This window comes from Pleionea sediminis, assembly GCF_007570825.1.
In the GTDB taxonomy this organism is placed as follows: Bacteria; Pseudomonadota; Gammaproteobacteria; order Enterobacterales; family Kangiellaceae; genus Pleionea; species Pleionea sediminis.
In genome coordinates, this window is sequence record NZ_SUNB01000001.1 from 1,451,750 (window position 1) to 1,465,702 (window position 13,953).

Annotated in this window: 12 protein-coding genes; 3 read left to right on the top strand and 9 right to left on the bottom strand. The window is 39.6% G+C overall.

The genetic code is table 11. The features are described 5' to 3' along the window. The first annotated feature begins 63 nt into the window (after positions 1-63). Positions 64-2,094, top strand: coding sequence for a methyl-accepting chemotaxis protein (locus FAX86_RS05870; RefSeq protein ID WP_144392410.1), 2,031 nt, complete (start codon positions 64-66; stop codon positions 2,092-2,094). 8 nt (positions 2,095-2,102) lie between these two features. Here the strand turns inward: FAX86_RS05870 and FAX86_RS05875 are convergent, their stop codons facing one another. The 5 genes from FAX86_RS05875 to FAX86_RS05895 form a co-directional block, all read right to left on the bottom strand. Then, entirely contained in the window at positions 2,103-2,993 is an 891-nt protein-coding gene (locus FAX86_RS05875) for a GGDEF domain-containing protein (RefSeq protein WP_144392411.1), read from the bottom strand. 125 nt (positions 2,994-3,118) lie between these two features. Continuing rightward, on the bottom strand, positions 3,119-5,131 hold the full coding sequence (rep, locus tag FAX86_RS05880; RefSeq protein WP_144392412.1) for a DNA helicase Rep: 2,013 nt from the start codon (positions 5,129-5,131) through the stop codon (positions 3,119-3,121). A gap of 148 nt (positions 5,132-5,279) precedes the next feature. Then, the gene (locus tag FAX86_RS05885) at positions 5,280-5,489 is read right to left on the bottom strand and encodes a hypothetical protein (RefSeq protein WP_144392413.1); all 210 of its coding nucleotides are present in this window, start codon (positions 5,487-5,489) and stop codon (positions 5,280-5,282) included. Positions 5,490-5,740: 251 nt separating this feature from the next. Continuing rightward, a complete protein-coding gene (locus FAX86_RS05890; protein WP_144392414.1) occupies positions 5,741-7,255 on the bottom strand; it encodes a YifB family Mg chelatase-like AAA ATPase in 1,515 nt (504 codons plus the stop codon). A gap of 98 nt (positions 7,256-7,353) precedes the next feature. Continuing rightward, complete coding sequence (locus FAX86_RS05895; protein ID WP_144392415.1) at positions 7,354-7,728, bottom strand: DUF3192 domain-containing protein; 375 nt, start codon at positions 7,726-7,728, stop codon at positions 7,354-7,356. Positions 7,729-7,900: 172 nt separating this feature from the next. On the opposite strand from FAX86_RS05895, the gene aroE reads away from it, so the two are divergent. Further along, positions 7,901-8,701 carry a shikimate dehydrogenase gene (gene aroE / locus FAX86_RS05900; protein ID WP_144392416.1) on the top strand — a complete coding sequence of 267 codons (801 nt, stop codon included), beginning with the start codon at positions 7,901-7,903 and terminating at the stop codon, positions 8,699-8,701. A 14-nt stretch (positions 8,702-8,715) separates the two neighbouring features. Here aroE and FAX86_RS05905 read toward each other — a convergent pair whose 3' ends face one another. From FAX86_RS05905 to gorA, 3 genes are all read right to left on the bottom strand, one after another. After that, a complete protein-coding gene (locus FAX86_RS05905; RefSeq protein ID WP_144392417.1) occupies positions 8,716-9,171 on the bottom strand; it encodes an OsmC family protein in 456 nt (151 codons plus the stop codon). Positions 9,172-9,186: 15 nt separating this feature from the next. Then, a complete protein-coding gene (locus FAX86_RS05910; protein WP_342778942.1) occupies positions 9,187-9,726 on the bottom strand; it encodes a gamma carbonic anhydrase family protein in 540 nt (179 codons plus the stop codon). Between the two features lie 116 nt (positions 9,727-9,842). After that, positions 9,843-11,192 carry a glutathione-disulfide reductase gene (gorA, locus tag FAX86_RS05915; protein ID WP_210247471.1) on the bottom strand — a complete coding sequence of 450 codons (1,350 nt, stop codon included), beginning with the start codon at positions 11,190-11,192 and terminating at the stop codon, positions 9,843-9,845. Between the two features lie 144 nt (positions 11,193-11,336). Here gorA and prlC point away from each other — a divergent pair, with 144 nt between their 5' ends. Then, on the top strand, positions 11,337-13,379 hold the full coding sequence (gene prlC / locus FAX86_RS05920) for an oligopeptidase A (protein WP_144392418.1): 2,043 nt from the start codon (positions 11,337-11,339) through the stop codon (positions 13,377-13,379). 2 nt (positions 13,380-13,381) lie between these two features. Here prlC and FAX86_RS05925 read toward each other — a convergent pair whose 3' ends face one another. Further along, positions 13,382-13,801: a hypothetical protein gene (locus FAX86_RS05925; protein WP_144392419.1), complete on the bottom strand. Its 420-nt coding sequence runs from the start codon at positions 13,799-13,801 to the stop codon at positions 13,382-13,384. Positions 13,802-13,953: the final 152 nt, after the last annotated feature.

Consider the following 13,953-nt stretch of genomic DNA (forward strand, 5'->3'; position numbering starts at 1 on the left):
AATTAACTACGATTTGTTCTATAGTTATTTTGACTTATAAAACAATTTATTAGCAGAGTGACAATGAAAAAACTGTTTAGACCAGCTGTTCTACTAATGAACCGCTTAAAATACAGTCGGAAATTTTTGCTCGTTGTTACTATATTTTTGCTGCCTCTAGGAATTCTCGGTTTCGGCTATCTATCCCAAGTTACCTCATCTATAGAAAGGACAAAGCAAGAGATTCGGGCCTTGGAGCTTTTTCCCAGTATTCATAAACTTTATCTAACAAATCAAAGATACATTCAGGAAGCCATTGCTTATCAAAACGATTTAGGAGAGCAGCAGGCAGAGAAATTTGAGAAGTCTAAATCAACATTACTCCGTGAACTGAACAATATTGCACAGCAACAAAACAATTTCAAAACTGATCCAAACTTTAAAAGTCAAATTGATGCAATAAAAAAATCAGTTGAATCTACTGTAAGCATAACTTTTGATGCTCGATCTCCGGCTTCTGAACGTTACTCTGCATTTTCTATCACTCGTACAGAAGTGCTCCAGCTTTACCGTGTATTAGCAAATCAGTCCGGAATAACAAATGACCCTGAGCTGGCTTCATTCTATTTAGGTCAATGGCTAACTACCTATCTATACAATGACCTCGAACCTATCGATATCACTGAAAGCATTGGTTATGCAGGACTAATATCTTCTCCACCATCACCGACACTTTACGATGATATTGCATCCCAGTTTGATGATTTAACTCAGCAGGTTACTTTGATTGAGAAAAGACAAGCCTATTTAATGTCCGTATCAAAAAAGCTTAGTCCCATATCAAACTTATTAGAGCAACAGAGTAAATCTTATAGCGATTTAATAGACTTTATAGATCAACAATTTTTAATAGCTGTCGATATAAATACAACACAAAGCCAATTGAGTCAGAAATTTTCAGAAACAAGACGCGTATTCGATGATTCGTTTTACAAAGGATTGGAGCTACTAAAATCCCTCTATGAATCTAGAATTCACAATGAGAGAAAATCACTCTGGACATTACTCAGTATCTTAATTATTTCCATGCTTCTTTCCGGCTATTTGTTTTTAGGAATGTCGCTCTCTATAGGTATGAGTATCGGAACACTGATTAAAACTGCGAAACGCTTTTCTTCCGGAGATACTACAGCAAAGGCAAACTTTAAAACCAAAGATGAAATGAATTCGTTGAAAGACACCTTTAATTGGATGATAGAGAAAATTGGAAGTCTATTAGTCGCTATTGATAAGAACTCCAGTGAAGTTGCATCACAGTCTCAAAATGTTGAAAAAATCGCTGCTCAAACAGGAGAGGCAATTGATCATCAGAAAAAATCAACTGAAAATATCGTTATGGAAACTCAACATTTCTTACAGTCTGTCGTAGAAATTTCCGAGAATACGGATAGTGTTCAAAAAGCCGTAGACGCATCAAATGAACAATCACAACAGAGTGAAGCTATAATGAGAAATGCTCGAGCCAGCAGTGATGAACTTTCGAGTGAAATTCAGAAATCCATGTCCGTTATCAGTGACTTAGAATCAAAAAGCAACGATATAAGTCAAGTATTGGAAGTTATTAAGAACATTGCAGAACAAACAAATTTGCTTGCATTGAATGCAGCTATTGAAGCAGCACGCGCAGGAGATCAAGGACGCGGTTTTGCAGTTGTCGCAGATGAAGTTAGAACTTTAGCTAAGCGAACACAAGACTCGACACAACAAATCGAGTCTACGGTTCTTGCTTTGCAGGAAGGAGTTAAAAAGACGGTAGAGTCAATGAACACTAGCTCCGATAAAACAGAAAAATCTGCTCAAGACACCCAAAAATTAGAGCAAGCCCTTAATACAATAAAACAATCGATCAATGAAATAGCCGCGAAAAACCAAGCCACTCAATCAACGTCTGAAAAACAGCAGCAATTTGCACAAAATATAGAGCGGCTCTTGAAAGAAATTCAAGATATTTCTAATTCAACGGAGGAGAACTCTAAGCAAACAATAATTGCTGGACAGCAAATGACAGAACTAGCAAATAGAATGAAAGAACTTGTAGAAGAGTTTAAGCAATAATTAAGTGATTACCAAAACTCAATATCAGAGTGATGGCTTTTAGATACCTTTCCTTCATTTAACAATACCTGATATTCTTGCACCTGATTCTTACCATTATTTTTGGCATAGTACAGCGCTTTATCAGCCTTCCCCATTAATTCACTGGGCAAAAAATCAGGCTCAATATAACTAAATCCAACACTCACGGTGACCTGACCTACTTGGGGAAAGTTTTGATCAGCAATAATTTCACGAAAACGCTCTAACACATTGACTGCATCTTTATGCTCTACATCATTCATGATTACTGCAAACTCTTCGCCACCATATCGGTAACATGTATCGTAGTCTCGAAAGGTTTTCAACATTCTTTGACCAAAAGTCACTAGCACTTCGTCTCCAAGCAGATGGCCATAATTGTCATTGATTTGTTTGAAATTATCGATATCAATCAGCGCTAAATATTTAGGCAATTCTATTCGACGTCGGCCATCATAGACGAGCGTATTACTTAAATCACTTAAATCTTTACTGAATGCCTGACGGTTCATGACGCTGGTAAGAGGATCAATATTTGAATTTGCTAAATGATTCAGAAGATGACAATAAACTTCAGTAATATGTTTTAGCTCATTGAGTTCATCTTGATTAGGGCAACGATTACTCGTTGCAGAAGCTAGAGTTTTTTCTTTGCTAACAATATCAATAATTGATTTTCTTGGTAGCTCTCTCACTGTTAGCTGGATATTGTTGTCTGTTCGGTACGCAAGTAAACTTCCATGAAAATCCCACTTGAGATCTAAATTAGGCACAAACTCGCTACTAACTTCAATTAGACGGTTATTTAAAGACTGAAGGTCAAACTCATTGGTGAGCTTTAGCAAATTGGTATAACGACAACTACGTTCACACAACATTTGACTGACTACTTGAGAAACTCATTCTAGAATTATAGAAGATTTAAACGCCACCGAAAGAAAAACATTTAAATCTTAAGTTGAGCAATATAAAGGTATTTTTTTAAGTCATCTTCTTCTAAAAACTAGGTTAACATAGCTCTCAACTGCTCCATATTTCGCCTTCCTTTTTCTTGTCTCTCTTCTTCCGACATAGGCAGCTGCTGTTCTTCCCAAATAAGCTCATCTTGAGGCATTTCAAATAAAAAGCGACTCGGTTCTGTATCAACCGTTTCTCCATATCGTTTTCGCTGCCGAGCATACGAAAGAGTTAATGTTTTTTGTGCTCGAGTTATACCAACATAAGCGAGACGACGCTCTTCCTCTATATTATCCTCTTCTATGCTAGAGCGATGTGGCAACAACTCTTCTTCCATGCCAACGAGAAAAACATGATTAAACTCAAGTCCTTTTGACGCGTGTAGGGTCATAAGTTGAACTTCATTATTGTCTGAATCTTCTTCATTTCTGTCGAGCATTTCTCTTAAAATCAACTTGTTAATCGCTCGTGCTAAAGGAAATTCTTCATCTTCAAAGTTTTCTAATTCCCTTTCAACCCATTCCAATAACTGTTGTACATTAGCCCATCGAAATTCAGCAGCTTTAGGGCTACTTGAATTATCATATAAGAATCCGTGATAACCGATATATGCAAAAAGTTCATTGATAACAGCAATCGTGTCTCCGCGTTTAGCGTTATCTTCAGCTCTAGAAATCAAATTTGCAAACCTCTGAATGGCTGCGTAACCTTTTGCGGGTAGCTCTTGTTCTAAGCCAAGTTCGAAACACGATTCATATAAACTGATATGTCGTCGCTGAGCATAAAGCCCTAGCTTTTCAAGTGTATTAGGGCCAATTTCTCGTCGCGGAACATTAACAATACGTAAAAAAGCATTGTCATCATCTTGATTAACCAGCAATCGTAAGTAAGCCATAACATCTTTTATTTCCGTTCTCGCAAAAAAAGATGTGCTTCCACTCACTTTATAAGGAATTTGCTTTTCCAAAAGCGCTTTTTCAATAAAACGCGACTGATGATTTCCGCGATACAAAATTGCATAGTCAGAATACTGTGTAGTATTACGTAATTTATGAGCGAGCAATTCGTTGGCTATACGCTCTGACTCATTTAAATCATCATCGGTCGCTAATACTCGTATAGGGTCACCATAATTTTTATCCGACCATAACTTTTTATCAAAAACGTGAGGATTATGGGCGATGACTTCATTAGCTACTTTTAAAATTCTGCCATACGAACGATAGTTTTGCTCTAACTTAACAATCTTCAAGTTAGGAAAATCTTCTTTAAGCAAGGCCAAGTTTTCTGGTTGTGCACCACGCCAGGAATAAATGGACTGATCATCATCACCAACTACAGTAAATAGACCAAAACGCCCACATATGAGCTTTACCAATTCATATTGGCAGGTATTCGTGTCTTGGTATTCGTCGACAAGCAAATATCGAATCTTATTTTGCCAGCGTTCTAAAACATCAGGATGGGCTCGGAAAAGCTCAACCGGATATCGAATCAAATCATCAAAGTCGACCGCGTTGTAAGCTCTCATACTGCGATCGTAAGCCTCATACACTTTGGCTGCAGCAAGATCGTCTTGATTCGAAATAGCGTTAATTACTTCTTGTGGTGACTTCAAATCATTCTTCCACGAGGAAATTTTTTGCTGAAAAACAACAAGTTCAGACTTATCTGCTTCGGCATTCTTATTACAAAGATCACGCAATAAAGTTAACGTATCTTGATCATCAAATATCGTGAAATTACTTTTGAATCCGAGTGACTTATGCTCTCGACGAATAATGTTTAATCCTAAGTTATGAAAAGTGGAAACCGTCAGGCCACGACCACCCTGACCGGCTAGTAGTCGAGTAACTCGCTCCTTCATTTCACGAGCCGCTTTGTTGGTAAACGTAACAGCCGCAATTTGAGATGCTTTATAGCCGCATTGAGTTATCAAATGAGCTATTTTTGTCGTTATAACGCTTGTTTTGCCGCTTCCAGCACCAGCTAGAACCAGCATAGGAGAACTGACGGTATTAACGGCTTCTCGTTGCCGTTCATTAAGCTGATGGGACATGTACCCTCAATACAACAAAAATTGAATTCGCGCCTATTATACCTGCGATCAATTTGATGTGGATAGGCAATAAAAAAACCCTTCTAAAATTAGAAGGGTTTTTAAAAAGCTACTAATAAGCCGACGTTTTTAAGAGGTCTTTCCATTCTTAAGAATTCAGTGGGCCTTCCCACAGGCATTTGGAAAGATACTTGTCTGGATTGAAAACCAATCCAACGAATCGACAACGCCAGCTATCTTGCTGTTGAAGCGAGTTTTTAAAGACGCGAACTTGGACTTTCGGCAACCAAGGTGCAACTTTCAAATTATATTTACCTGGAGTTCCAGGAAAAGGGTGCTGATGTAATTTATCCTTCATACCACGCTCCATCGTAGAGGTCCGTTTTATTCAAGTTGTTTTCTAAACCAATGGCATCCCGTCACCTGCCACTACCTATAACTAGAGCAAAAATGTGAACTAGTTACCATAAACAATTCTAATACAGGTTCATGAGATTGCCAGTTAAATATTTTCATAAGCTATACTGCCAATATCGCGGTAAATTATACCCATAAACCCTTATTAATATTTTGACTTTTTTAATTAACTGGTTCTCATTATTGTAAATTTTATACTTGCTGCATCATACGTTCTATTTTTCGATAACCAATCGCTTCCGCCACATGCGATTGGCTGACCTGAATCTTTTCATCAAGATCGGCTATCGTCCTCGATACTCTTAGTATTCGATGGTAAGCCCTCGCTGATAGCCCAAGTTTCTCCATAACGTCCAAGGTAAATTGTTTGGCTTTCGGTTCTATATCAAATCCCTTCTCAAGTTCAGCAGCTTGAAGTTCACCATTGAGTTTTCCTTGTCGATTTCTCTGCTGGCGATGGGCTCGCTCGACTCGATGCCTGACATCTTTTGTCGTTTCTACATCTGCGGCTGGCTCGGATTGAAATTCTTGCTTGGTCATCAAAGGCACTTCAACATGCAAATCAACGCGATCTAAAAAAGGCCCTGACAGTTTCAATAAATAACGTCGGATCTGATCCGGTGTACACCGACAACGACCACGGCTATTACCAAAGTGACCGCAAGGACACGGATTCATTGCTGCTATTAATTGGAATTTTGCAGGATACTCCGCCTGACGAGCGGCTCGAGATATCGTCACAGCACCCGATTCGAGTGGCTCTCTCAATACCTCTAAGACTTTTCTATCGAACTCAGGAAGCTCGTCGAGAAATAGAACGCCATGATGCGCTAACGAAACTTCGCCTGGCCTTGGATGACTTCCTCCACCAATTAGAGCAACGGCCGAAGCCGTATGATGCGGAACCCTAAAAGGGCGTAGCTTCCAGGTTTTTGGACTAACTTGCTTGCCCGAAATAGAAGCAATAGCAGCGCAGTCGACGGCTTCATCATCCGTTAGTTGAGGTAATATTCCAGAAAGACGGCTTGCTAACATTGTCTTTCCTGTGCCAGGAGGCCCAATAAATAGAAGATTGTGTTTTCCACCAGCCGCTATTTCCAATGCTCGTTTTGCAGCATATTGGCCTTTTACATCTCTTAAATCGGGGGCATTTATAGATTCTTGGTCACTCGATACACTCTCATTAAAAGGTAATCGCTCCTGACCTAGAAGATGAGCAATAACATCCAACAAATGCCTAGCAACTAATTGTTCTCCACCGGCAAGCGCCGCTTCTTCAGCATTTTGAGCGGGTACGACTAAAATACGTCTGGCTCTTTTTGCAGCTAGAGCAACGGGTAATACCCCATGGATGGGTCGCAATTCTCCCGAAAGCGCAAGCTCACCAACAAACTCATACTGACTCATTTTATCTAAAGGAATCTGACCACTGGCTGACAACATTCCTAGCGCGATAGGTAAATCAAAGCGACAACCATCTTTTGGAAGATCTGCTGGAGCGAGATTAATCGTTGTTCGGCGAGATGGAAACTCCAAATTTGAGTTCATCAGTGCGCTACGAACACGATCTTTACTTTCACGTACTGCAGCCTCTGGAAGACCAACGATACTTAACGCTGGTAAGCCATTAGATAAATGTGTTTCGATAGTTACGAGCGGCGCTTCAATGCCAACGCCAGCTCGAGAATAGGTATGAGATAAATTCATTCTTCCTTGAATGCCAATTAATTCCTGATAACTCGCAGTTTAACGCAAGACTGAGATGTCTTAAGTAGCTATTCTCTTACTTGTGTGTGAGAGATCGCTCATCTCTCGTTCAAATATTTGGGTAAAACCGAGCTTCCCCAACCAATCAGTTTGCCATTTTCGAAAATTAAAGGTGTTGTCTCATCTCTTGAAGTCTGACCATCTGAGTGACGATGACGCGTACGATAATACAACACGACATAAGATTTTCCGTCCTTTTCAAAGCCTTCGGAATCATCAGCACCACCCAGTTCTTCAGTTACTTCAGTGATCGATCTGCCAAGAGAAAGTTGATTAATGTATTTTTGGTTTTCACTCTGACGAGTTTTCCAAACAGAATCGGCTTGAACCTCGTCATCATGAATCGCGATCACACAGCCCGATAACAGTGTGGATGTAATGACTGCGGCACTGATAAGTTTTACAACTCTCATTCAATTTTTCCTTTCCAATTATTATGACATCTAAAATCTTATCGAAAAAAGTGCAACAAATCGTTGGCCAAAAGTAACAAAACATATTCTGGCGGCATAAAAGCTCTTGCTAGATGTAGACTTTCTCGCAAATTGATAAACTGTGAGAAACTCTAGCCTAGGAATTCTAACTATGACACGCCGGTTTGCAGTTATTGGCAATCCCGTTGACCACAGCCTCTCACCATTAATTCACCTATCATTTGCCGATCAATTTGGTATTGATTTAACCTATGAGAAAATTTTTTCTGATGAACAAACGTTTTCAGAAATCGTTGATGATTTTTTCACCCGTGGAGGACAAGGCCTTAACGTTACAATCCCGTTTAAGCATAAAGCCTTTGCAATTACTGAGTATCTCTCAGAGGCAGCGAAAACTTCTCGGTCCGTAAACACATTATGGAAGAATGAACAAAATCAACTGGTTGGTAGCACTACTGATGGTCTTGGTTTTATCAATAGTCTCACGCACCACGCTTTTAACCTAAAAGACAAAACAGTTCTCATGCTTGGCGCTGGTGGTGCTGCATTATCTATTATTCCTGAGTTATTAAATCATTCTGCGAGAGTTTATTTAATAAATAGAACCGAGCAAACTGCTTTAACGCTTATCGAACAATTTTCTGGTTTAGGCTCAATTCAACTTTGGAAAAACTGCAACACAATAACTCCTGACTTAATTATCAATACCATGCCTCAAGACGGCGAAAACTGGTTAACCAAACTTGATGTTCCTCTATCAGATAGACAGGTCATTTACGATATAAGCTATGGAGCTCGCGCAGAAAAATTTTTAAATCACTGCGAAAGTTGTGGCGTGAGAAAAACGATCGATGGCTGGGGTATGTTAGTCGAGCAGGCAGCATTATCTTTTAAAATTTGGCATGGTGTTCAACCAGATACAAAAACTCTAATTGCCAACGGACCTTTTTAAAAAGCAGGTAATGGTTATTCGATAACCACCTTAGTTTTCACTGAATTAGCGATAAAGCAAAGATTATGAGCCTGATGGTGCATTCGCTGAATTGTTGCAGCATCGGGTTGATTGCCCGAAAATTTAATTTCTGGTCGCAATACAACGCGAGTCATTGCAAGCTGGCCACTATCATCTTTAGCTAAAGTACCAATGGCAGCATCGCGATAGCTATTAACAATGAATTGTCGCTTCGCGGCAATAGATAAGAAAAAGAGCATATGACAGCTGGAGAGAGAAGCAACAAAAGCTTCTTCTGGATCAACATGACTTTCAACTGAGTAGGGAAGAGGGACAATTGATGGAGACGCAGAAGCTTCTATAACTTGCCCTCCATCAAAGCTCCATTTATGAGCTCGGCTATAACAGTTATCGGTAAATCTCTCGTCTGCTTTTCGCTCCCAATAAATGTTCGCCAAATATTCTGACATCGATTTACCTTTTTGTTATTGAGTCTTGTTCAGATAACGATCCTTTAATTTCACATAATTATCTGCTGAATACTTAAAAAACTCGATTTCTTTCTCGGTAAGTTCTCTAATTTTTCGAGCAGGGGAACCGACCCAAAGGTAGCCACTTTCAAGAACTCTACCAGGAGGCACAACACTGTTAGCACCTAAAACCACATTAGAATGAATAATCGCATCATCCATTACAACCGATCCCATACCTATCAATACTTCATTATCGATTTGACAACCATGAAGCATAGCTTTGTGGCCAACAGTAACATCATCGCCGATCACTAAGTTGTGGCCTTCGGGATTATAATGACTGGCGTGAGTGACATGGCACACTGCGCCGTCTTGAATACTACTTCGAGCACCCAATTTAATTTTATGAACATCGCCACGCAATACCGCCATCGGCCATATAGAGCTATCGTCGCCAATCGTGACCTGACCGACAACTAAAGCCGTTGGATCAACAAAAACACGTTGACCCAATTTAGGGGTATAATTTTCAAAAGAACGAATGTTCATCATTTACAACGACTCAGATTAAAAGGCATTGCGCGATTTTAACGCTTTGTTGCAAAACAGCAAGTGCAAATACACACCGTTTTGTTATGTCAAAGTATCTCAAAAATTAATCTACTGAGCTATCTCATGGTCACAAACTCTTCCGCAGAAGAGGGGTGAATCGCGACGGTATTGTCAAAATCTGCTTTTGTCGCACCCATTTTTAAAGCCACAGCAAACCCCTGCAACATCTCATCAGCTCCCATACCAATTACATGGATTCCAACAATCTTTTCATCCTGGCCAACACACACAAGTTTCATTCTAGTCGGTTGCCGATGACTGGTTACTGCGGTGTACATTGCTGTAAAGTTTGACGTGTAAACCTTAACCTCGGCACCGTATTTTTCTCGAGCTTCAGGTTCCGTCATGCCAACGGTACCTATTGTCGGATGACTGAAAACCACCGTTGGAACATTTTCATAGTCGAGATGCTCTTCGGGTTTATTATTAAATAATCGTTCTGACAATCGTCGTCCAGCTGCTACAGCTACAGGAGTTAGAGCAATACGTCCTGTGTTATCACCAACAGCGAAAATATGAGGGACATTAGTATTTTGGTATTTATCCGTTTTGATATAACCAGATTCATCCAGCTCAACACCAGCAGCTTCAATATTTAAGTTATCAGTTACCGGCTCTCGGCCAATCGCCCAGATTATTTCATCAACAGGCCCCACCTGACTTTGATCGGCTAGCTCCAATACCAATCCTTCTGTCGTTTCTACAACACCAATCGGCGTACTTTGCGTATGCAAATGCATACTGGACTCAGCAATAATTTCCATCAGAGTATCTGAAATAAGAGGATCAAATTGTCTCAAAGGTTTTTCTTTGCGAATGACCAAATGAGTTTCGCTTCCCAATTCATTTAAAACACCAGCAATTTCTACAGCAATGTAACCTGCACCCACAACCGCAACACGTTTGGGTTGTTCTAACATCGCGAAAAAACCATCGGAATCGGTTCCCAAATAAGCACCTGGAATATCTGGATAGGTTGGACGACCTCCAGTTGCGATTAAAATATTTTCAGCGGTTATTTGTTGACCATCAACTTCAACCGTATGGTCATCGATAAATTTGGCAAATCCTTGAATAAAGGTCACATTATTTTTTGCAAATGTATTCTCATAAGATTGGTGGATACGCTGAATATAAGCATCTCTGCTGGATACAAGCTTTTGCCAGTCAAGGCCGTTATCAGTCAGTGAAAAACCATAATCGGCAGATAATTTAATCGCCTCTGCGATATGTGCCCCAAACCACATCACTTTTTTGGGAACACAGCCAACATTCACACAAGTGCCACCAACTGCATTCGATTCGATCACCGCACATTTTTTGCCATACATCGCGGCCCGATTCGCAGAGGCAATTCCACCACTTCCGCCACCTATCGCTATATAATCATAATCGTAAATACTCACAAAATATTCCTGTAATTCGAATGAAGTTCAACACTATTGAGTTGACTGTTAGTTTAAATGTTACACTTTAGAATATCACATGAGTTTAATCGATTATTACAATGATATTTTCGATAGAAATTTGCCTAACGACAGGACAATGTTATGAGTAACCCGCTATTAGAAAATTATGATTTAGCACCCTTTCGCTCAATAAAGCCTGAGCATATCAAGCCTGCCATTGAGCAATCACTGAACGAATTTAAACAGGCGATTATCGCGTTACTTGAGGACCAAAAAGATCCTACTTGGGAAAGCTTAATGCAACCTCTAGAACAATTTGGCAACACACTGGATAAACGTTGGTCTCCCGTTTCGCATATGAACTCAGTGGTCAATTCAGATGAATTAAGAAAGGCTTACGATGAATGCTTACCGCTACTGTCAGAATACAGCACCTGGATAGGTCAAAATCAGGAGCTATTTCAAGCGGTTAAAAAACTGGATGAAAAAAAAGCGCAGCTCAATCTGGACGAGGTACAAATCAAAATATTAAAAGATGAGTTAAGAGATTTTAAGTTGGCGGGAGTCTCATTACCAGATGATAAGAAAAAGCGTTACGGCGAAATTCAAAAGCGTCTGTCTGAATTATCGTCAAAATATGAGCAAAACATTCTCGATGCAACCATGTCATGGAGTAAGCATTTTGCCGACGAAAATGCGTTGGCAGGATTGCCCGAGTCGGCTCTCGGTTTGGCTAAGCAAAACGCCCAGGCCGACGATAAATCAGGTTTTCTAATCAATCTTGAATTTCCTTGTTATTACGCAGTGATGACTTATGCAAATGATCAAAATTTGCGAGAAGAAGTTTATCGAGCTTATTCAACACGAGCTTCTGAATTGAGTGATGAAGGAAAGTTTAATAATGCGCCCTTAATGGACGAAATATTATCTCTCAGACATGAGCTAGCTCTGCTATTAGGTTTTAATCACTTTGGGGAACTGTCACTCGCCTCTAAAATGGCAGAGTCTACTGATCAAGTGCTAGAGTTCCTGCTCGACCTGGCAAAAAAATCAAAACCTCAGGCCGAAAAAGAGCTTGTTGAACTATCCGATTTTGCCAAAGAAAATCTATCGTTAGATTCACTCAACGCTTGGGATGTCCTCTATGCTGGCGAAAAATTAAAAGAGCACCGCTACGCCGTTTCTCAAGAGCAACTTAGGCCCTATTTTCCAGTAAACAAAGTTCTTGAAGGCTTATTTAAAATTACTGAAACTTTATTTTCAGTAACCATTAAAGAAACACAACAAGATTTTGACAAGTGGCATGAAAGCGCTCGTCTATTTGAAGTTTATGATGCCAATGAAGATCTCACTGCACGCTTTTACATTGATTTATTTGCTCGAGCAAATAAGCGGGGTGGAGCCTGGATGGCAGACTATTGCAGTCGCTTCAGATTCGATGATGGGCATTTGCAAAAGCCTGTAGCTTTTCTTACTTGTAATTTCAATCCACCTATCGAAAACAAGCCTGCACTATTAACTCATGACGAAGTCGTTACGTTATTCCATGAATTTGGTCATGGCCTGCATCATATGTTAACGAAAGTTGAATACTTAAGTGCGAGTGGAATACACGGCGTTGAATGGGATGCTGTTGAACTACCTAGCCAATTTATGGAGAACTTTTGCTATGAAGATGAAGGTTTGAATAAAATTTCCGGACACTACGAAACAGGCGAACCACTGCCATCAGAATTAAGAGAAAAACTCCAAAGAGCCAAAAACTTTCAATCGGCTATGTTTATGGTTCGACAGTTAGAGTTTTCTCTCTTCGATTTTCGCATTCATGCAGAGTATTCAACGGATAGTAATGTCGATATACAAAAAACATTAAATGATGTTCGCCAAGAAGTCGCAGTAGTGATTCCACCCGATTGGAATCGATTTCAAAATAGCTTCTCTCACATTTTTGCTGGAGGGTATTCTGCTGGCTATTACAGTTATAAATGGGCAGAAGTTCTTAGTGCCGATGCATTTAGCAAGTTTGAAGAGGAAGGTATTTTCGATCCTGCTACAGGTCTAGCCTTTAAAGAAAACATATTAGAAAAAGGCGGCTCAGAACCTGCGATGAATTTATTTAAGAAGTTTCGTGGTAGAGAGCCCGATGTCGAACCTTTACTTCGACATTCAGGAATTCAAGCCTAATGCTAATCTGTTGAGGCAAGCCAATGCTTTGCCTCAACAATATTATTAAACAATTGAATCTCGGGAAGGCGGGTGCCATAACACATTCCACGAAAGACAAGCACTCTACTGTATGCAACTGGGTCATTGGAATATAAAGCAATTTTTTTAACTGGTGGATGTTGTCCCATTATTTTTTCCATATAGGCTTGAACGATTTCAAACTGACTGACTGAAATATCAGATAAGTCCGTGTTAGTAAAATCAAACAATTGATTCAGTTTTTCTTTACCTAAATCAAAAATTGATAACGAGCGCAATAATCGCAAAAAATCTCTAAGAGAAATAAATCCTGAACATCGGATCACCATCGTTTTTGTCTCAGAATAGGGCACCAGCCGATACGAAAAATCAGAGACCTCTTTAATTGCTTCGTTTAACATTTACCACTCTCCACCAGCAGATTACAAACCTGTATTGGTTTGTTATTAAATTGTTATTACGGTATTAAAGAACATATAGATGATACTAGCGAATACAATTTAACCATTTATTTCTATATAAAACTCAAGACGAGGTTATTGTTACTTTAGAT